Annotated in this window: 17 protein-coding genes and 1 riboswitch; of the genes, 16 read left to right on the forward strand and 1 reads right to left on the reverse strand. The window is 50.7% G+C overall.

Going from position 1 to position 19,829, the window contains the following annotated elements; all coding sequences use genetic code 11:
- The first annotated feature begins 124 nt into the window (after positions 1-124).
- The 11 genes from ACFVSO_RS24065 (at position 125) to ACFVSO_RS24115 (ending at position 11,735) form a co-directional block, all read left to right on the forward strand.
- Entirely contained in the window at positions 125-1,213 is a 1,089-nt protein-coding gene (locus ACFVSO_RS24065; protein ID WP_387478603.1) for an L-threonylcarbamoyladenylate synthase, read from the forward strand.
- A 66-nt stretch (positions 1,214-1,279) separates the two neighbouring features.
- Entirely contained in the window at positions 1,280-1,837 is a 558-nt protein-coding gene (locus tag ACFVSO_RS24070) for a manganese efflux pump MntP (RefSeq protein ID WP_387478606.1), read from the forward strand.
- 40 nt (positions 1,838-1,877) lie between these two features.
- Positions 1,878-2,459 carry a low molecular weight protein arginine phosphatase gene (locus ACFVSO_RS24075; RefSeq protein WP_387478608.1) on the forward strand — a complete coding sequence of 194 codons (582 nt, stop codon included), beginning with the start codon at positions 1,878-1,880 and terminating at the stop codon, positions 2,457-2,459.
- A gap of 60 nt (positions 2,460-2,519) precedes the next feature.
- A riboswitch (ZMP/ZTP riboswitch) is annotated at positions 2,520-2,601 on the forward strand.
- A 125-nt stretch (positions 2,602-2,726) separates the two neighbouring features.
- Positions 2,727-3,185 (forward strand): ribose 5-phosphate isomerase B, encoded by a 459-nt coding sequence (rpiB, locus tag ACFVSO_RS24080; RefSeq protein ID WP_387478611.1) that lies wholly within the window; start codon positions 2,727-2,729, stop codon positions 3,183-3,185.
- 31 nt (positions 3,186-3,216) lie between these two features.
- Positions 3,217-3,822: a TIGR01440 family protein gene (locus ACFVSO_RS24085; RefSeq protein WP_387478614.1), complete on the forward strand. Its 606-nt coding sequence runs from the start codon at positions 3,217-3,219 to the stop codon at positions 3,820-3,822.
- A gap of 86 nt (positions 3,823-3,908) precedes the next feature.
- Complete coding sequence (locus ACFVSO_RS24090) at positions 3,909-5,156, forward strand: serine hydroxymethyltransferase (RefSeq protein WP_387478618.1); 1,248 nt, start codon at positions 3,909-3,911, stop codon at positions 5,154-5,156.
- 902 nt (positions 5,157-6,058) lie between these two features.
- The gene (locus tag ACFVSO_RS24095) at positions 6,059-7,735 is read left to right on the forward strand and encodes a peptide ABC transporter substrate-binding protein (protein ID WP_387478621.1); all 1,677 of its coding nucleotides are present in this window, start codon (positions 6,059-6,061) and stop codon (positions 7,733-7,735) included.
- A 125-nt stretch (positions 7,736-7,860) separates the two neighbouring features.
- Positions 7,861-8,793: an ABC transporter permease gene (locus ACFVSO_RS24100; RefSeq protein WP_387478892.1), complete on the forward strand. Its 933-nt coding sequence runs from the start codon at positions 7,861-7,863 to the stop codon at positions 8,791-8,793.
- Between the two features lie 3 nt (positions 8,794-8,796).
- Positions 8,797-9,747 (forward strand): ABC transporter permease, encoded by a 951-nt coding sequence (locus ACFVSO_RS24105; protein ID WP_387478624.1) that lies wholly within the window; start codon positions 8,797-8,799, stop codon positions 9,745-9,747.
- A gap of 33 nt (positions 9,748-9,780) precedes the next feature.
- On the forward strand, positions 9,781-10,782 hold the full coding sequence (locus ACFVSO_RS24110; protein ID WP_387478627.1) for an ABC transporter ATP-binding protein: 1,002 nt from the start codon (positions 9,781-9,783) through the stop codon (positions 10,780-10,782).
- Positions 10,779-11,735, forward strand: a complete 957-nt coding sequence (locus ACFVSO_RS24115) for an ABC transporter ATP-binding protein (RefSeq protein WP_387478630.1) — start codon at positions 10,779-10,781, stop codon at positions 11,733-11,735. The genes ACFVSO_RS24110 and ACFVSO_RS24115 overlap by 4 nt, the downstream gene beginning before the upstream one ends.
- A gap of 95 nt (positions 11,736-11,830) precedes the next feature.
- On the opposite strand, the gene ACFVSO_RS24120 is transcribed toward ACFVSO_RS24115, so the two are convergent.
- On the reverse strand, positions 11,831-14,038 hold the full coding sequence (locus tag ACFVSO_RS24120; protein WP_387478633.1) for an Ig-like domain-containing protein: 2,208 nt from the start codon (positions 14,036-14,038) through the stop codon (positions 11,831-11,833).
- A gap of 253 nt (positions 14,039-14,291) precedes the next feature.
- Between ACFVSO_RS24120 and ACFVSO_RS24125 the strand changes: the two genes are divergently transcribed.
- The 5 genes from ACFVSO_RS24125 (at position 14,292) to ACFVSO_RS24145 (ending at position 19,642) form a co-directional block, all read left to right on the forward strand.
- Entirely contained in the window at positions 14,292-15,395 is a 1,104-nt protein-coding gene (locus ACFVSO_RS24125) for a mechanosensitive ion channel family protein (RefSeq protein WP_387478635.1), read from the forward strand.
- A gap of 159 nt (positions 15,396-15,554) precedes the next feature.
- The gene (locus ACFVSO_RS24130; protein ID WP_387478638.1) at positions 15,555-16,634 is read left to right on the forward strand and encodes a D-alanine--D-alanine ligase family protein; all 1,080 of its coding nucleotides are present in this window, start codon (positions 15,555-15,557) and stop codon (positions 16,632-16,634) included.
- Positions 16,635-16,638: 4 nt separating this feature from the next.
- Positions 16,639-17,745, forward strand: coding sequence for an alanine racemase (alr, locus tag ACFVSO_RS24135; RefSeq protein WP_387478641.1), 1,107 nt, complete (start codon positions 16,639-16,641; stop codon positions 17,743-17,745).
- A 9-nt stretch (positions 17,746-17,754) separates the two neighbouring features.
- On the forward strand, positions 17,755-18,609 hold the full coding sequence (locus ACFVSO_RS24140; RefSeq protein WP_387478644.1) for a D-alanyl-D-alanine carboxypeptidase family protein: 855 nt from the start codon (positions 17,755-17,757) through the stop codon (positions 18,607-18,609).
- Positions 18,590-19,642 carry an acyltransferase gene (locus tag ACFVSO_RS24145; protein ID WP_387478647.1) on the forward strand — a complete coding sequence of 351 codons (1,053 nt, stop codon included), beginning with the start codon at positions 18,590-18,592 and terminating at the stop codon, positions 19,640-19,642. The genes ACFVSO_RS24140 and ACFVSO_RS24145 overlap by 20 nt, the downstream gene beginning before the upstream one ends.
- Positions 19,643-19,829: the final 187 nt, after the last annotated feature.

A 19,829-nucleotide genomic window follows, 5' to 3' on the forward strand; every position in this document is an offset into this window, starting at 1 on the left:
ATGATGGCGTTTTTCCTTTATTCGTACAGCGTGGTTCCTGATGAGAGGCGCTCTATTCCATTGGGATTATGCTATAATAGCGGTGATATGGACACTATAGGCAAAGTAAGAGGATTGAATAGATATGGCAATTAATACGAATGTTTGGATCGTTCAAGATAAAGAACAAACCGCCAGTTGTGACAATAAGGCAGGAGAAGCGCTGCGGGAGGCCGCTGACATCTTGAGACAGGGCGGACTTGTTGCCTTTCCTACGGAGACGGTATACGGGCTTGGAGCCAATGCGCTCAACACGGAAGCTGTGTCAGGCATCTTTCAGGCCAAGGGAAGGCCGTCGGACAACCCGCTTATCGTACACGTGGCTCGCGAGACGGACTTGGACGCGCTGGTCCTCCCTTATCCGCCGCTTGCGGGGCGTCTGATGAAGCGGTTCTGGCCGGGACCGCTTACGATCGTGCTGCCGGTTCGTCCGGATGTATTGTCACCCCTTGTGACAGCCAATCTTCGGACGGTTGGCATCCGCATGCCCGATCATCCTGTTGCACTGGAGCTGATCAAGCTGGCAGGATGCCCGGTAGCCGCACCGAGTGCGAATCGCTCCGGCAGGCCCAGCCCGACAGTTGCCGGGCATGTGATGGAGGATTTGTCTGGACGCATAGATGGCATCTTGGATGGCGGTGCTACTGGCGTCGGACTGGAATCGACAGTGGTCGAGCTGGAAGGAGAACGGGGCATTCGCGTATTAAGACCGGGCGGCGTGACGGAAGAAGCGCTTCGCCTTGCTTTCCCCGATGCGGAGATCATCAGCGAGCCTGAGTCAAGCGCAGAGCCAGAGAAACCGAGATCGCCTGGCATGAAGTATACGCATTATGCGCCGAAAGGCGAGCTTTCCATCATACAGGGTCAGCCCGAGGCTGTCATCTCGTATGTGAATGAACAGGCCAGACAGTCGAAGGCAGACGGTGTGGTTACCGGCGTGCTGTCCTTCAGTGAGCGGTCAAGCCGTTATGAGGCCGATCTTGTGCTGGATCTCGGCAGCGAGAGCAAGCTGGAGGAAGCAGCCCATCGCCTCTACGGAGCGCTTCGTCAATTCGATGAAGCTGGGATTGGCCGCATATGGTCCGAGGCTTGTCTCTCGGAAGGGATTGGCGGCGCACTTATGAACCGCCTGGTGAAGGCAGCCGGCGGTACGATCATTGCAATAGACAAGTAGTATGTTTGTCCCTATGTCCGCATATGTTGGTTAGTAAGTGCGGCCATACATAGGGGAGATGTGCGAATGGACGTTAGTGCGTATATGGGGCAGTTTTTGACGCTGCTCATTATTGCTGTGGCGCTTGGATTCGATGCGTTCTCGCTCGGTCTTGGCATTGGACTGAAGGGCATTCGACTGCTTGATATAGTAAAGCTTGGCGCAGTTATTGGACTTTTTCATATTCTAATGCCTATCGGAGGTTTGCTGACAGGCCAATTCGTGAGCGGGCTGCTGGGCAGTGTCGCCACGACCGCCGCCGGTATCTTGCTCCTCCTGCTTGGAGGTCATATGATCTACAGCTCGATCCGCGGGGAAGGCGTGCCGACCTTCAACCATCGTTCGTCGCTGGGGCTGCTTGTCCTGGCTCTAAGTGTTAGCGTTGATGCTTTTTCGGTAGGTGTAACGCTAGGGATGTTTTCCGCCGACTTATGGCTAACCATATTGTTATTCGGCTTTTTTGGCGGGATGATGTCCATGCTGGGCCTATTGCTAGGTCGCAAGGTAAGCAGCAAGCTGGGTGAATATGGGGAGGCTTGCGGCGGCGCCATATTGCTTGTGTTCGGCCTATTATTTATTGTCTAATGTAGTGTAAGGTAACCGTTCATACAAAGGAGCTGGCGCAATGAAACGTATTTTGTTCGTCTGTACAGGAAATACTTGCCGTTCGCCCATGGCGGAGGCTTTGCTTCGTCGCCATGCCGCAGTGCGGGGCATTACGTTAGCTGTCCGCTCAGCGGGCGTATCCACGATCGACGGCTTGCCGATCTCATCGAATACCTTATCCACGCTCAGGCTCAGGGACATTGAGCATGCAGGCTCCTCGCGTGCGATAACCGCTGAGGCTGTGGATTGGGCGGATTTGATTTTAACCATGACCTCCAGCCATAAGCGTTCTTTGCTTCATTATCATCCGGGTGCGGTCGACAAGACATATACGCTCAAAGAGTTCGCCTATCAGGATGACAGCGTGCTGCAGGATATATTGGAGCTGGAGGGTCTTTATACCGAAATGCAGATGAAAAGCGCGCTTGGCCAGCAGCTCAGCACATCCGAGAGACAGCGTCTGTTGGAGCTGGAGCAGCGTATTCCAAGCTTCGATATCGCCGATCCGTTCGGAGGGACGCAATCCGTCTATGACAGCTGCTCCCGCGAGATTGAAGCTTCCATTCAGAAGCTCCTCGACAAGCTGTCGAAACGTCCGTAATTAGACGTTCGAAACGATTGATTTCTGAACAGATATGAGCTATGATGATGGAGACAAAAGAGTTTCCGATGTAACTGGCGACGGAAGTGGGCTAACCACGGTGGAGCATCGGAATATACGGCCGGTCGCCTGGGCAAAGAGCAGCATGCTGAATAAGCATGTCTTGCTCTTTTTTTCGTCTTTTTGGCCGGAACAAGGTATACTATCACCATAGGTTATTTGCAGGAAGCAATGACTCTTACAACTTAAGGCAGGATGGTGTTCACATTGAAGATTGCGATTGGCGCCGATCACGGCGGTTACCGTTTGAAGGATGAGCTTGTTCCGATTATTGAAGCACTGGGTCATGAGATTGAGGATGTTGGCTGCGATTGCGAGCAGTCGGTCGACTACCCCGATTATGCGCTGCCGGTATGCGAGATGGTGGCTAGCGGCAAGGCGGATCGCGGCATATTGATTTGCGGTACAGGCATTGGCATGTCCATCGCTGCGAATAAGTATCCAGGCATTCGCTGTGCGTTGGTGCATGATATTTTCTCGGCCAAAGCGACTCGGGAGCATAATGATACGAATGTCTTAGCTATGGGCGAGCGCGTCATCGGACCTGGTGTAGCCGGAGAGATTGTGAAAGTGTGGCTGGAGACGCCATTCTCGAATGCGGGTCGCCATGCAGGCCGCATCGACAAAGTTATGCAACTGGAGAAGCGCTTCTCCATTCATCCCTAACAGCTGGTTTCAGGGAAGGAGGCGTGACTGAATGAGCAAGGAACCTAATGAGCAACAAGCGGCAATTGCCGGGCAAGTAGAGACCGTTGTCAGAGAGCTCGCGCTAGCCGGCAAGCTGGGAGCGGGTCATCTCCTGATTATTGGGGTAAGTACGAGTGAGGTGCTTGGTCATCGAATCGGTACATCGGGAGCCGTGGAGACGGCGGCGGCTGTCTATGCAGGCGTCGAAGCGGTCAGAAAGCAGATTCCGTTTGTTCCTGTGTACCAGTGCTGCGAGCATCTGAATCGGGCATTGGTTATCGAAGAAGATGAGGCCGTGCAGCGCGGACTTGACGTTGTCTATGCTGTACCTGTGCCGAAGGCGGGAGGCTCCATGGCGGCCTATGCATACGGCCAATTCGCCAAGCCTTGTCTGGTTGAGCAATTGACAGCACATGCGGGCATCGACATTGGCGATACTTTCATCGGTATGCATTTGAAGCGGGTTGCCGTTCCAGTGAGACCGTCCATTAAGACGATTGGCGAAGCTCACGTTACGATGGCGATCACGAGGCCAAAGCTAATCGGCGGAGCGAGAGCGGTCTACGACGAGAGCAGCAGCTTGAGAGCAGAACAAAAAGCCGGGCTATGCGAGTGAGTAAGGTGATTGCGCGAAGGACGCTTTGGCGATATGAAAGTGTGTTTTCGCTATTATACAAGCATTGATACAAGGAGGAACTAAAGGTGGAACAATTACGCAAGCAAGATCCAGAAGTATTGAAGGCGATGGGCCTTGAGCTTCAACGCCAACGCGACAACATTGAACTAATCGCATCGGAGAATATCGTAAGCGAAGCGGTACTGGAGGCTATGGGCTCTGTACTGACGAACAAATACGCGGAAGGCTATCCGGGCAAACGCTACTATGGCGGTTGCGAGCATGTCGATATCGTCGAAGATATCGCGCGCGATCGTGCGAAGGAACTGTTCGGCGCTGAGCATGTTAACGTACAGCCGCATTCCGGCGCACAAGCGAATATGGCGGTATACCTGGCTGCGCTGAAGCCTGGCGATACGGTGCTTGGTATGAACCTGGCTCATGGCGGCCACTTGACGCATGGCAGCCCTGTCAACGCTTCCGGCTTGCTGTACAACTTCGTGGCATACGGCGTTCAAGAAGATTCCTTCACCATTGATTATGAAGAAGTGCGCAAGCTTGCTTTCAAGCATCGCCCTCGCATGATCGTTGCAGGCGCTAGTGCTTACCCGCGCATTATCGATTTCGAAAAACTCGGCCAGATTGCCAACGAAGTAGGCGCTTTGTTCATGGTCGACATGGCGCATATCGCAGGTCTGGTTGCAGCTGGTCTGCATCCAAGTCCGGTTCCGCATGCTCACTTTGTTACGACTACGACGCACAAGACGCTTCGCGGACCTCGCGGCGGCATGATTATGTGCAGAAAAGCTTGGGCGGCAGCTATCGATAAAGCGGTATTCCCAGGTTCCCAAGGCGGTCCTCTGATGCATATTATCGCTGCAAAAGCGGTAGCATTCGGCGAGGCTCTGCAGCCTTCTTTCAAAGAGTATCAACAGAATGTCGTGACCAATGCCAAAGTTCTGTCTGAAGAGCTGGTCTCCAAAGGCATCAACATCGTATCTGGTGGCACGGACAACCACTTGATGCTGATTGATACGCGCAACCTGAATATTACAGGAAAAGTTGCGGAGCATGTTCTTGATCAAATAGGCATTACGGTGAATAAAAATGCAATTCCTTTCGATCCAACTAGCCCGTTTGTGACAAGCGGAATTCGTGTAGGTACGCCTGCAGCGACTGCTCGCGGCATGAATGAAGATGCCATGAAGGTAATCGCAGAGGTAATCGCATTGGTTCTGAAGAACCCGGAAGATCAAGCAGTGCTGGATCAAGCCAAAGGCATGGTACGCGATCTGACGGCTAAGTTCCCGCTTTACCCGGGTATCACATACTAATAAAAGGTCCCATTAGAAAGCTCTCGGCTATGAAAGCCGGGAGCTTTTTTGTATTCGAAAAAAACAAATGATGGAAATAGTGTAAAAAAGAGATGGTAAATGATTATGGAGTGTAATAGTTGGTCAAAATCATTATAAGTTTATATAGTTGAAGAAAGTGTTCTCATAAGATCATTTGGTAACTTTTTACGTGTGCTGCAATTGTTCATAAAAAGGTTTAGTATAAGATGGCGTAAGGGCGATCAAGTACGCAGTATTAGCTTATTCAGAGCCAAGTGTTTCAAAAAAAGAATATCAGGGTATGAAATGAAGGGAAAAAACGAACGATAGACTTGGTTTATTGGAAATCGATGGTTTTTTATTTCATTCATATATGAAATATTATAAATTCCATAATATACCAATTAAGGAAAATGAAAATTGAAGGGAATGCCTAATCGAATAAGCGCATAACATGAGTTTCAACCCGTCGAATTGACGTGTGCAAAATGAGTTTCTTCTATAATATACGTTAAAGCCGTATTGTGTTAATGCACATATGTATTAACACAGGGTCGGGTTATTGCATACAAGCATTAATGCTAGCCTGCATTAATGCTTGTATGCATTAATTCTAGAATGTTTTAACGCTTATATGTACTGACGTAGTAAAGACAAGCCGGAATGAATAATTAATCCACTTCGCTCATAAATTCTCTCCAATAGGACATAGTAAAAACGTTTGTTGGAAGGATTTAAGCGCATCGAATAGTTGACAATTGTTCAATTGAAGTTGTATATTGTTTAACGTCGAATAATTATTAAAACCATGTTAATTATTGTTACATCCATGCAATATGTGAGCGTTATCTCATTACTTACGGTTTTAAAAAAATTATTATAGAAAGTGGGAGTTGATGTTGGTGAAAGAAAATTTCAAAAAGCCAGTGCAATTCATGCTTGTGCTCGTAATCGCCTTCAGCATGCTGCTCGCAGCTTGCTCTAGCGATAACAACAAGCCAACGCCTTCGAACAACGGCGGCGCGAACAACGGGGGAGAGACAAAAGCACCTCAAGAGTTCCGTTTCACACTTGCGAGCGAGCCACCTAGCTTGGATCCTGCACTGATGACGGACGCTCAGTCCAGCATCGTAGCTGCAGGTCTTTACGAAGGTCTTACTCGTCTGAACACTAAAGGCGAGCCTGAGAATGCACTTGCAAAAGAAATCAAGGCTTCTGAAGACGGCAAAACATACACGATCACCCTTCGCGAAGATGCAAAGTGGAGCAATGGTGACCCTGTAACTGCGCATGACTTTGAATTTGCTTGGAAACGTTCTTTGAACCCAGAGACAGCTTCCGAATACGCATACATGTTGTTCTACCTGGAGAACGGCGAGAAATACAACTCCGGTGAAGGTTCCGCTGACGAAGTAGGCGTTAAGGCTACTGGCGATTACACGCTGGAAGTTAAACTGTACACGCCAGCTCCTTACTTCCCAAGCCTTCTGGCTCACTACACCTACCTGCCAGTTCACCAGGCTACTGTAGAAGGTGCTGCTGATTGGGCTGCGGAAGCGAAAACGATCGTATCGAACGGTCCTTTCCTTTTGAAACAATGGGCTCATGCTGACAAGCTGGTCCTTGAGAAAAACCCTGACTATTACAACAAAGATGCGATCAACTTCGACAAAGTTACCATTTCCCTTGTTGAAGACGAGAACACGGTTTACCAATTGTATGAAACAAACAAAATCGACTGGATCGGTGCTCAAGCTGGTTCCGTACCAACGGATCTGACGAAAAAACTGGTCGACGAAGGCAAAGCTGAAGTGACAGCTGTTGCATCGACTTACTACTACCTGTTCAACAACAACAAAGTACCATTCAACAACGCAAAAGTTCGTAAAGCATTCTCGATGTCCATCGACCGTCAATCCCTGATTGACAACGTGGCTCAAGCGAACCAACAACCGGCATTCGGTCTGGTACCGCCATCCATTGCTGGTCCAGAAGGCAAAATGTTCCGCGAAGTATATCCGGATAGCTACTTCCAAGAAAACACAGAAGAAGCAAAAAAATTGCTTGAAGAAGGTCTGACTGAACTTGGTCTGACTGCATTCCCTGAAGTAACGCTTCTGTACAACACTTCCGAAGGCCACAAGAAACTGGCTGAGGCTGTTGTTGACATGTGGCGTAAGAGCCTGGGCGTAGAAGTGAAGCTGGCTAACCAAGAATGGGGTACATTCCTGGAATCCAGAAAAGCGGGTCAATTCGATATCGCACGTTCCGGCTGGGGCGCTGACATCAACCACCCGATCAACTTCACGTATGACCTGATTCACCCGAAATCCGGCAACAATGACGGCAAATACAACAACCCTAAAGTTGAGCAATTGCTTGACGGTTCCCTGGTAGCTGAGTCGGCTGAGGAAAGCATGAAAATGATGGCTGAAGCTGAGAAAATCGCTATCCAAGAAGACATGGGCGTATTGCCAGCATACTACTACACAACTGTAACAATGGTTAAAGAAGGCTTCGAAGGCGTAATCTCTGACTATGCTGGCCACCTTGACTGGGTACACGGTAGCAAGAAATAGGTCACTCAACCTGTCCTATCTATAGCGACTAACTTAGAGTAACTTAAGTTCCAGAAGGGTATATATAGTCACTATATATACCCTTTTGAAATGGAAATAAAGATTGTGAGAGAGTGGGTGATCGTGTGCTCCGTTACATTTCAGGTAAGTTTGTTTTCATGCTCATATCTTTGTTTTTACTCGTAACGGTGACATTCTTGCTTATGAATGCCATCCCCGGCAGCCCGCTGCAATCGGAGAAGGCAACAAGCGAGGCCGTTCAGAAAAACTTGGAAGCGTATTACGGCTTGGATAAGCCGCTTTATGTACAGTATGGCACCTATCTAAAAAACCTTGTTCAAGGTGATATGGGTATCTCCATGAAGAAAAAGTTCCAATCCGTTGATAAGATGATTTCCCAATCGTTTGGTCCTTCTCTTCGATTAGGTCTTTCCGCGCTTGTCACATCCGTAATTGTTGGATGCATCTTGGGTATTCTCGCGGCCATGTATCATCGTAAGCTGCTTGATAACTTGGCCATGTCATTAGCCGTTATTGGCTTAGCTATACCGAGTATCGTACTCGCACCTGTCATGCAATATTCCCTGGCGACCAAGCTAGGGTGGTTTAATGTAGCTGGATTGAACGGTCCTATGGATTATGTGTTGCCGACCATTGCTTTGGCATCAGGTCCGATCGCATTTATCGCAAGGCTTCTTAGATCGACGATGATTGAAGTATTGAACGCTGATTTTATTAAAACTGCCAAATCCAAAGGGCTTTCCGGATATGTCATCATCGTGAGGCATGCATTGCGGAATTCGATGCTTCCGGTCGTAACGTATTTGGGTTATCTGACCGCCGGTATTATTACCGGTTCCGTAGTCGTTGAGAAAATTTTCGCGATTCCGGGCATCGGAAAGCACTTTGTTACTAGTGTCATAGATCGTGATTACCCGTTAATTATGGGCATTACCATTTTTTACGCCGTGATTCTCATGGTAAGTCGTTTCTTGGCGGATATCGCTTATGTTCTAGTGGATCCGCGCATGCGCGCCGGCGGAAAGGTGGGTAAATAACCGATGTCAAACCTGAATTCCAATCATAAAGAACGTTCGGATTCCTTAACGCCAGATATGTTCGAGAAGCTGGAGCGTGCGGAAGTGCGCGTCGACGAAGCGGGTCGAGCCAGCTTAACGGCATGGCAAGACATCAAGATGCGTCTGATGGGCAATAAGCTTGCGATGGCAGGTTTCTGGATTATCATTACACTGGTCTTGGTGGCCATTTTTATGCCTTTTATTTGGCCATTTGACCACTTCACTAATGATCTGACAAACACCAACCAGCCGCCTAATGGTACGCATTGGTTCGGAACAGACGACCTTGGACGAGATGTGTTCGAGCGCGTATGGAAGGGTGCGCAGGTATCGTTGTTCGTCGGTGTAGTAGCCGCATTGATCGACTTGATCCTAGGGATTATTTATGGCGGTATTATGGGTTACTATGGCGGTAAAGTGGACGAGGTTATGAACCGTTTCGCTGAAATCCTGTACTCCATCCCTTACCTGCTTGTTGTTATTCTATTGCTGGTTGTTATGGAGCCAAGCTTGACCACAATCATTGTGGCGATGTCCATTACAGGCTGGATCAATATGGCGTGGATTGTACGCGGTCAAATTATGCAGCTCAAAAACCAGGAATATGCGCTTGCTTCCAAATCTCTGGGCGCAGGGGCAATGCGTATTATTTTCCGCCATTTGATTCCCAATGCGATGGGGCCGATTCTTGTCACGCTGACATTGACGATACCAAATGCGATCTTTACGGAGGCGTTCCTGAGCTTCTTGGGCCTTGGTGTACAGTCCCCTGTTGCTTCATGGGGTACGATGATTGACGACGGAGTTAAAGCGATGTCGATCTATCCATGGCGCCTGTTCTTCCCGGCATTCTTCCTAAGCTTAACGATTTTCGCCTTTAACGTCTTCGGTGATGGACTGCGCGACGCATTCGATCCGAAGCTGAAAAAATAATTATACAGCCTGTCTGAGAGGAGGTCACCACCAATGAAGACCTTGCTGGAAGTTAACAATTTAAGTGTCTCCTTTGACGTGTACAGCGGTGAGGTGCAAGCGATTCGCGACATCAGCTTCCATGTGAACAAAGGAGAAGCGGTCGCTATCGTAGGCGAATCCGGTTCGGGTAAAAGCGTCACAGCTCAATCCATCATGAGATTGAACCCATCGCCGCCAAGCCGCATCAAACAAGGCTCGATCAAATTCGAAGGACAAGAGCTTCTATCTTTGTCGGAAAAGGAAATGCAATCGGTGCGTGGCAATAAGATCGGTATGATCTTCCAGGATCCGATGACATCCTTGAACCCGACGCTTACTGTGGGCGCTCAGATCATGGAAGGCTTGATCAAGCACCAGAATGTAAGTAAAAGCGATGCTACAGCTCGCGCGATCGAGATGCTCAATCTGGTCGGTATTCCGAATCCTGAAGCGCGTATTAAGCAATATCCGCATCAATTCTCTGGCGGTATGCGCCAGCGCGTTATGATCGCAATCGCACTGGCCTGCAATCCTTCGCTTCTGATTGCCGATGAGCCTACGACGGCTCTCGACGTTACGATTCAAGCGCAAATCATGCGCGTCATGAAGGACCTGCAGCAAAAAATGGGCACTTCTATTATTCTTATTACGCATGACCTTGGTGTCGTCGCTGATGTGTGCGACCGTGTAATCGTTATGTATGCGGGCCGCATCGTGGAGCAAGGCACCAAGTGGGAGATCTTCTCCAACCCGCAGCATCCGTATACGAGAGGCTTGCTGCGTTCCTTGCCTCGTCTGGACCAAAGGAAAGACGAGCCGCTTATCCCAATTCCGGGCACGCCGCCGGATTTGATTAAGCCGCCAGCGGGCTGCAGCTTCTGCGCACGCTGTGACGAAGCGATGAAAGTTTGCGTGGACAACGATCCGAATCTGCATGCGATCAAGGGAAGCGACTCCCATTCGGCTGCTTGCTGGATGCTGCATCCATATGCCAATCGGGAGGTGCCGGTATGAGCTCCCCATTAGTTCAAGTCAATGACTTGCGCAAGTTTTTCAACTTGGGCAAAGGTAATATTCTGAAAGCCGTTAACGAAATCTCGTTCGATATCGGACGCGGCGAGACGGTTGGTGTCGTAGGCGAATCCGGCTGCGGCAAATCGACTGCCGGACGTACCATTCTCCGTCTGTACGAGCCGACTAGCGGCGGCGTTACATTCGACGGTAAGGACATTTACAAGCTTCGTGGCTCCGAGCTGAAGGCGCTTCGCCGCAATATGCAGATGATCTTCCAGGACCCGTATGCATCGCTGAACCCACGTATGACGGTAGGCGATATTATCGGTGAAGCGCTGGACATTCACAATCTGGCCGGCAGCAAAGTCGAGCGCAAGCGCAAGGTTGAGGATTTGCTTGACCTGGTTAACTTGAATTCTGACCATGCGACGAGATATCCGCATGAGTTCTCCGGCGGCCAGCGCCAGCGTATCGGGATTGCCCGCGCTCTCGCAGTAGATCCGAAATTCATCATTGCCGATGAGCCGATCTCCGCGCTTGACGTATCCATTCAGGCGCAGGTCGTTAACCTGATGCAGGAACTGCAGCGGAAGATGGGGCTGACCTATTTGTTTATCGCGCATGACCTGTCTATGGTTAAGCATATCAGCGACCGTGTAGCCGTTATGTACCTTGGCAAGATTGTTGAGCTTGCGGAAAGCAGCGAGCTGTACGACAATCCGCGCCATCCTTATACAAGAGCGCTGCTGTCTGCGATTCCGATTCCAGATCCAAAGGTAGAAGCGGAGCGCGAGCGTATCGTCCTGAAGGGCGATCTGCCGAGTCCGATCAACCCGCCGTCCGGCTGCCAGTTCCATACTCGCTGCCCGATCGCGACCGAGAAATGCAAGACCGACGAGCCGAAGCTGGTAGATGTAGGTCAAGGACACTTCGCAGCTTGTCATTACGCATAAGAAGCAAAGAGGCGAGGCCGGATGATCATCCGGCCTCGCCTCTTAAACGTTCAGGGCCCTCTGTCATCTGACAGAGGGCCCGAGTGTTAATGATCTTATTTAACTGTAACACGGATGGTGGCGCTCTTGCCTCCGAATGTGGCCTTGATCGAGGCTGTTCCTTTGGCGACCGCTGTTATTTTGCCATCCTTAACCGTGGCTACGGTTGGCTTGGAGGACGTCCATACAGCGCTGCCAGTGGCATTAGCCGGGTTGCCGGTATAGTAGACGGCCTGGACGGTTACGTTGTATGTGCCGCCTGCTCCCAGCTGCACAGACTTAGCGGACATCTGCAGCGACTTTAGCTTCGGCGTAATGATAACCGTCACTTCAATCGGTTTGCCTTGATAGGAGCCTGTTACCTTGGTCGTGCCTACGTCGATTGCTTTGACGGAGGAAGCTCCGCTTACCGTTGCTATCTTCGTATTGGCCACTGCCCAGTCAACTCTGGAGCCGACGGACACTTTTTTGCCGTTTTTGTAATAGCCGGTTACTTTGATGGACTTCGAGCGTCCAGGATTAAGCTCTATGACGCCCGGATCTACTTCCAGCTTTACGATTTCTTCTTCGATTTTCACGCGTACCGATACGGTCTTCGCAAGGTAAGTACCGGTTAGCGTTACGGTAGAAGCTTCAAGACCTTTCATGCTGTCCTCTAGAAGAAGAATATTGTCCGATGTTGTTTTCCATTCGATTGATTTGCTAATATCTGCTTCCTCGCCGTCTTCATAGATGACGCTCACTGTTGGCAGCGTTGTGGAGCGGCCCAGCACGATGCTCAAATCTTTGTTCTCAGCTATCAGCTTGACCGGCTTCAGATGAACGATAAGCTTGGTCTCTACTTTCATGCCCTGGAGCGTAGCTGTAAACGTGGTTTCGCCTAGCTCTTTGGCTGTCCATTCATTGCCTTTGATCTCGGCAATGTCGTCATCCTTCACCGACCACTTGACCAGCTTCGACACGTCGACGCTAGATCCGTCAAAGGTCGTAGCCGTTACTTTCGGAAGCGCGGCGCTAATGCCTTTGAATCCGTCGATGGTTTCCTTCTCTACCTTCAGCTTCGTAATGCTCGGATAGACGGTGACATCAATGCTCTTGCTGACGCCTTTATGCGATACGGTAATTTTGGTCGTGCCAACCGCTTTTGGAATCACTCTGCCTTGTACGACTGTTGCTACTGTCACATCAGAGGATGTCCATTCGCCTACATCCGTAATGTCATAAGATACATTGTCATTGTTCAGTACTTCCGCCCGCACTTGAAGCGGCGTGTCTTGCAACTGAAGATGGAACTCTTTCTCCGGAGTCAGCTTGATTGACTGATAAGGTGTGCGTACCACGACGGTAAGCGTATCCGTCACGCCGAGATGGCTGACAGTGATGGTTGTTTTACCAGTTCCGACTGCTGTTACTACGCCTTTTTCGACAGTCAGCACTTTCGTGTTGCCGCTTGTCCACTTTGCGTCTTCGGTTACATTTAGCGTGCCGCCGGTCTTAGGTTCAGCAATGGCTTGCAAGTTATGATCATCCATGCCGATCTCAAGCTCCAGTAGATCATGGGCAGGCTTCGGCAAGATCTCGATACCCTTGTAAGGAGACGTAACGGTGAGCTTCACCGTATCGCTTTTTCCTTTGTACTTGGCGGTAATCGTTGTTGTTCCTGTTCCGACGAGCGTAATTTTGCCATCGGCTACCGTTGCTACGGATGCGCTCGATGTCGTCCATGTCGCGTCGGTGGTAATGTTGGTCACGTTTCCTTGTTTCTTGCCATCAAGAGTGAAGGTCAACGATTCTCCCAGTTTGATGTCCGCGATCGATGCGGGAGCCGCTTGATCATCCTGCATAATGATGACTTCGTCATAGACATAATCGGAAGTGGCTTTGATCGAAGCAGTAAATCCTTTATACGTAGCGCTGATCGTTGCCGTGCCTTTGCCGACCCCGGTCAGGACGCCCTTCTCTACTTTAACGATAGAGCTATTGGATGTTTTCCACGTGGCATCTGTGGTCACGTCTTTTTTGGATGACGATCCCGATAGACTTGCCAGAACGGATACATTAACTTTGTCATCCTCTACAAACATGACAAGCGATGATGTGCCTGAGTTATAATCCGACGAATCGTAATCCAACTCTATTCCGGTTATGGTCTCCTCCGCGGCGCTTGCAACGCCTGCAAGGCTGGACATGACGAGGACGAACGCCATCATGGCTGCCAGCGATTTGCGCGCGTTCATAAGCGACTTGCCCCAACTTGAACTCAATTTCACTACATCCCTTTCCTTTCGTAGGTGGATTTTTGTTTCTCTCTCTATTTAACGGCATTTAAGGCCCGAAAATGAACACGACAGGCTAGGTCATTGGTACGATATTCCTCAAATATGTTGTACATTTGCAGAGGGGATGCTGCTTCGACGACCATTTTAAAACTATGTTAAAATAAGACTTTACGCAGACGCTCAGCATTAACCTGCCGAACCCTTGCCGTGAGCGTCCGGAAAGGAGCTGCAATACACTATGGTCACTATGGATTGGATCATGCATAAGGTTGAAGTGTGGCGGTTGCTTGATCTCGGCATTGCCATCGGTATATTTTTGTTGTTTTTGTTGTTCCGCAGATTATTTGTCCGGTTTTTGTTCACCTTCCTGATGCGACGGCTGGCGCGAATGGAGCTGGCTGCACGCGTGCTGGAGGCATTCGAGAAGCCGCTTCGCGGCTTGTTTGTGCTGCTGGGCGCTTATTTGGCCATCCTCTATTACTTCCCGGCTCATTGGACGTTCCTGCTTGTGGTGCATAAGCTGTTCCGCAGCGGCATGATTCTCTTGATCGGTGGTGGCTTGTATAATTTGTCCGCTGCTTCGTCCGTATTTATGGAAGGAGCGCTTAAGCGATTTGGCGGAGACGACTCCAGCATGCTGATTCCGTTTCTGTCGAAGGCTGCCCGTTTCGTTGTGATCGTTGTTGCCATAACGGCAGTGATTTCGGAGTGGGGCTTCAATATTAACGGGGTGGTTGCGGGCATGGGGCTAGGGAGTCTCGCACTGGCGCTGGCGGCCAAGGATACACTGGGTAATATTTTGGGCGGGGTCATTATTATTCTGGAGAAGCCCTTCTCCAAAGGAGATTGGATCTTGACGCCTTCAACAGAGGGAGTAGTAGAAGATATTACGTTCCGAAGCTCCAAGATTCGCACATTTGCCGATGCGCTGGTCACAGTGCCTAACTCTACACTTGCCGATCAGCCGATTACGAATTGGAGCCGGATGGGGAGACGGCGCATCACGTTTACGCTGAATGTGGCGCTGGATACGGATGCGGACCGGCTGACTGCGGCTATTGACCGCATTGAACACTATTTGATGACTAACGAGGAAATCGACGATCAGACGGTTATGGTCAAGTTCAATGAATTCAAGGAGAGCAGCCTCGGCATCATGCTCTATTACTTCACGAAGACGACGGCATGGAAGGATCATCTCACCGTTCGTCAGGCGACACAGCTGGCCATGCTCCAAATTCTTAAGGAAGAAGGCGTGCAGCTGGCACTTCCTATGCAGCGCATTGTGGTCGGCCGCGAGTCGGACGAGGCACGGCATGAGGGGAAGCCGGAGCTCGGCTAGTATGCTGAGCTGCGATGCATGATGTGCCGGATCTTAAGGAAGTTCATAATCAAACCTCATATTAACTTAAGTTTTTTTTAAGTTTCGCTTACAAGCCTCTTAACGTTTGACGGTTATCTTGGTAACAGGTAATCAGTCGAGCGTAGGAGGCTATTTTTTATGAAAACCCAATTATTTGTTATATATGGCGGCAAATCGGTAGAGCACGAAGTTTCGCTTAGAACGGCATTCACAGTCCTGGGATCGATCGATCGCGAGAAGTTCGATGTGTATCCAATCTACATTACACAGCAGGAGGGGGCATGGTGCTGCACCGGAATACAGGAGCACCCGCGTGCAACCATCGATGAGCTGGTCATGGAGCCAGAATCCGTATCGCCTTCACAATCGATGGGCTCGGTACTGTTGCGTTACATGTCGGGCGAGGGCAAGAAGGTTGTGCTGCCGCTGCTTCACGGATCGAATGGAGAGGATGGTACGGTACAAGGGCTTATGGAATTGCTGGATATTCCTTATGTCGGCAATGGCGTGCTGTCAGCTGCCCTGACGCTGGATAAAGCTGTATCCAAGCAATTGCTGGCACAAGCGGGTATCTGGCAGACGGACCATCTCAGCTTCCGTCTGGAGCAATGGAGTGAGGAGAGGGAGCAATGGCTGGATCAGCTGGAGCAGGCGCTGGGCTATCCATGCTACGTCAAGCCGGCGACGCTCGGCTCCAGCATAGGGATTAGCCGCTGCGAGGATAGAGACGCGCTTATCCGGGGAATCGAGCTTGCGTTCCGGTTTGACAAAAAGCTAGTGATTGAGCGGGAAGTGGCGGGACGGGAAATCCAAGTCGCAGTCATGGGCAACGAGCGTCCGCTTGCTTCCTTGCCGGGAGAGTTCATACATCGCCACCGCTTCTTCGATTTTGAATCGAAATATATGGACAAGGAACTGGTTATGTCGATTCCAGCGGAGCTGCCTGCAGGCGCTATGGAGCGCATTCGGGAGTATGCGGTTCAAGCTTACAGCGTGCTGTGCTGCTCCGGGCTTGCGCGGGTGGACTTCTTCCTGGATGCGGACGGCCATATTTATTTGAACGAAGTTAACGCCCTGCCAGGTTTTACGGGAACGAGCATGTATCCCGTCATGTGGGAGCGTACGAACGGAACGGCATACAGCGAACTGATCGAAAAGCTGATTGATTACGCGTTTATGCGTCATGCGGACAAGCTGACCGTTCAATACGCAAGGTGATGACATGTATAGAGATACAAGAGCGGAAGTGAGTCTTGGCGCGATCAGAGAAAATACAGCCGAGATTCGCAGACTTATGCCGGAGAGTGTCAAGCTGATGGCTGTAGTAAAGGCCGACGGATACGGGCATGGAAGCGTAGAGTCAGCGCGAGCGGCTGTTCAAGGAGGCGCTGATCATCTGGCCGTTGCTTATCTGGATGAGGCGCTGCTGCTCAGATCGAAGGGGATCGAGCTTCCGATCCTGATCCTGGCTCCGATCCATCCTTCGGAGGTCATGATTGCGATCCGGCATCAACTCATGGTGACTGTGACACATGCGGAGTGGTTCCGCCAAATGAAGCCGTACCGAGACCCGCTCTGCAAGGAGAAGCTGAAGGTGCATGTGAAGGCGGACACAGGCCTCGGGCGAATCGGATTTAGGACCAAAGAGGAATGGAACGAGCTTGTGCCGTGGCTGCAATGGGAATTTATCGAAGTTGACGGCTTCTATACCCACTTTGCCACCTCCGCGAGGGAAGATACTGGCTTTCTGAAGCTGCAATATGCCCAGTTTATGGAGATGAAGGAATGGAGCCAGGCCTCTGGCCTAGAAGTGGGTCATTATCATTGCGCCGGCAGCAATGCGGCGCTACGGTTCCCCGAGCTTGCGATGGATATGGTTCGGATAGGAGCGGCTTTGTTCGGCTTCTATCCGGAGAAGTTAGTTCCGGGCATTAATCTGCGTCCGGCACTAAGTCTGTACAGCAGGCTGATCCAAGTGAAACGGCTGCAGAAGGGGGAGTGCATCGGGTATGACAACTCCTATGTCGCGGAAGAAGACGAGTGGATTGGGACGGTGCCGATTGGCTATGGGGACGGCTGGTCCCAGAGCCTGCAAGGCACGGAAATGCTGATTGAAGGACGAAGGGCAAGAGTCGTAGGAAAGATCTGTATGGATCAGCTTATGATTTCTCTGGATCGTTCGTATGAAGCGGGCACAGAGGTTGTCTTGATTGGAAGCCAGCGAGAGGATCGCATGGCGGTCGCAGAGCTCGCTCTGCACATGGGGACCGTACCGCAGGAAATCTCGACATCGCTGTCTTCACGAGTCGAGCGAATATATAGAGAGTAGGGGATAGATATGGAGAGAGCATCCGCGCAGTTCACAGTGAATAAGACAAGACCAGTGCTGTCCTCTAAGCTCTTGTTGGACCGGGAAGAGGTGCATAGAGGTCATTTGCTGCTCGTGAATGCGGCGAACCCTGTGCAATCAGCAAAGGAGGCAGTCGCCTTGTCGCCTGTGACTGCTGTTGACAGAGTGCATACAATTGATCCTGCAATCGAACTGGAGACGACTTGTCTCCGGCAGCTGACTGCATTGCTGAGCGCTGTTCAGGCATCGGACGACATTATCGTTGTGAGCGGCTACCGCCCGCAGGAGGAGCAGCAAGCGATCTATGAGGGCTCTCTCCGGGACAATGGACCGGAATATACCGCCAGTTATGTTGCGCTGCCGGGCAGGAGCGAGCATCAGACGGGACTGGCTGTTGACGTAGGCGAGCGGAAGGCGGGCGAGCTGGACTTTATCGCGCCGTCGTTTCCGGACGATGGGAAATGTCTCGATTTTAAACAAACTGCGGCGCGTTATGGTTTCGTCCAGCGGTATCAAGAGGGGAAGCGGGCGCTTACGGGCATTGCATGCGAGCCTTGGCACTATCGTTATGTGGGAACGCCGCATGCGCAGGGGATGGAGCGTTTGGGCTATTGCTTGGAGGAGTATATAGAGTATGTGAAGAAATTCGACTTTTCCGGGGAATGGCTTCAGCTTGATAGCGATATAGAAGAAGCTTCTGCCTATTACGTGAGAGCCATGGAGACCGGGCAGACGGAGATCCCGTTGCCGGTAAGCGGACGTTGCCAAGTATCGGGCAATAATGTCGACGGTTATATTGTGACCGTATATAGAAATGATGATCATGCAACCGAGGGGAGCTAATCGACGATATGGAGGCATCGACTTCGTCAAGCTGGCGGCCTCCTACCTCGTCATCGCTATTCATACAGGGCCTCTGCTAACCTATGATGAATATGCCGATTTTTTGATTACGGGCATACTCGGCCGCTTGGCTGTACCGTTCTTCTTCATGGCTTCCGGCTACTTGCTCTTTCGGAAGTTGACGGGCAATGGCCGGGATGATCTCGTCATGATCAATCGTTATGCTCGGAGAGTAGCCCTTCTCTACTTGGCGGCCATCATCATCTATCTTCCTCTTAATGTATATAAAGGCGACTTCGCTCAAGGCATTCACTGGCTAGAGCTTGCAAGGGATATCGCGATTGACGGGACCTTCTATCATTTATGGTATCTGCCGGCGTTGTTCATCGGTGTCTATATCGTGTACGGCTTGTACAGGCTGCTGCCGCTATGGGCTTTGGCGTTAGGGGTATGTTTGCTGTACGCCGTTGGCCTGATGGGGGACAGCTACTATGGTCTTGCTGTGCGGGAGTCCCACCTCAAAGAGGTGTATGAATGGATGTTCGCACGATTCGATTATACGCGCAACGGCTTCTTCTTTGCTCCTGTCTTTCTGGCGATGGGCTTGTACATGGGGAAGCGTCCGGCAAAAGCAAAAGGGGGATATATATATCCCGTCATTTTCTTAATCAGCATGGGGCTGTTGTTCCTGGAGGGCATCTTGCTGCGAGAGGCCGGTTACCCAAGGCATGACAGCATGTACATCGCACTCCTGCCCGCGGTATACGCCCTATTCGGGATGGCTATGGGGATAAAGATCAGCTCTACTCCCCGCGCAGGCGCGATTGCCCAGTGGATCTATCTGCTCCACCCGGCAGTCCTGATAGCGGTCCGGGGGGTAGCTGGAGCTGCGGGAATGAAACCTCTGCTAGTAGACCATTCACTTGTGCATTATATTGCCGTATGCGTCTTGACGACCATCGTCTCCATCCTGGTAGCGCGGCTTCTGGACAGGCTAGGCAGACTGCCGCTGCGACCGGCGAAGCGACGATAAATATCAGCTGCTTGAGCTCTTGGAATGCAAAATGCTTCCAGGGGCCAAGCGGCTTTTTTGTTACGGCTTGTTCATGTGATGGAAGGCACAGGAAGAGGCGCAGATTTTTTTCGGGTCCCAGATGCAACGCTTACTTTACAGTGCTATAATATATGGGATTGTGACCATGCTATAAGAGGTAGTTCAA

Source organism: Paenibacillus sp. NPDC057967 (genome assembly GCF_042887015.1).
In the GTDB taxonomy this organism is placed as follows: Bacteria; Bacillota; Bacilli; order Paenibacillales; family Paenibacillaceae; genus Pristimantibacillus.

What these genes read in the sequence shown, in the direction of transcription:
- ACFVSO_RS24070 (WP_387478606.1), top strand. Translation starts at nt 1,280, where the DNA reads ATGGACGTTAGTGCGTATATGGGGCAGTTTTTGACGCTGCTCATTATT.
- ACFVSO_RS24075 (WP_387478608.1), top strand. Translation starts at nt 1,878, where the DNA reads ATGAAACGTATTTTGTTCGTCTGTACAGGAAATACTTGCCGTTCGCCC.
- ACFVSO_RS24140 (WP_387478644.1), top strand. Translation starts at nt 17,755, where the DNA reads ATGGAGAGAGCATCCGCGCAGTTCACAGTGAATAAGACAAGACCAGTG.
- ACFVSO_RS24105 (WP_387478624.1), top strand. Translation starts at nt 8,797, where the DNA reads ATGTCAAACCTGAATTCCAATCATAAAGAACGTTCGGATTCCTTAACG.
- ACFVSO_RS24115 (WP_387478630.1), top strand. Translation starts at nt 10,779, where the DNA reads ATGAGCTCCCCATTAGTTCAAGTCAATGACTTGCGCAAGTTTTTCAAC.
- ACFVSO_RS24125 (WP_387478635.1), top strand. Translation starts at nt 14,292, where the DNA reads ATGGTCACTATGGATTGGATCATGCATAAGGTTGAAGTGTGGCGGTTG.
- ACFVSO_RS24085 (WP_387478614.1), top strand. Translation starts at nt 3,217, where the DNA reads ATGAGCAAGGAACCTAATGAGCAACAAGCGGCAATTGCCGGGCAAGTA.
- ACFVSO_RS24130 (WP_387478638.1), top strand. Translation starts at nt 15,555, where the DNA reads ATGAAAACCCAATTATTTGTTATATATGGCGGCAAATCGGTAGAGCAC.
- ACFVSO_RS24065 (WP_387478603.1), top strand. Translation starts at nt 125, where the DNA reads ATGGCAATTAATACGAATGTTTGGATCGTTCAAGATAAAGAACAAACC.
- alr (WP_387478641.1), top strand. Translation starts at nt 16,639, where the DNA reads ATGTATAGAGATACAAGAGCGGAAGTGAGTCTTGGCGCGATCAGAGAA.
- ACFVSO_RS24110 (WP_387478627.1), top strand. Translation starts at nt 9,781, where the DNA reads ATGAAGACCTTGCTGGAAGTTAACAATTTAAGTGTCTCCTTTGACGTG.
- ACFVSO_RS24145 (WP_387478647.1), top strand. Translation starts at nt 18,590, where the DNA reads ATGCAACCGAGGGGAGCTAATCGACGATATGGAGGCATCGACTTCGTC.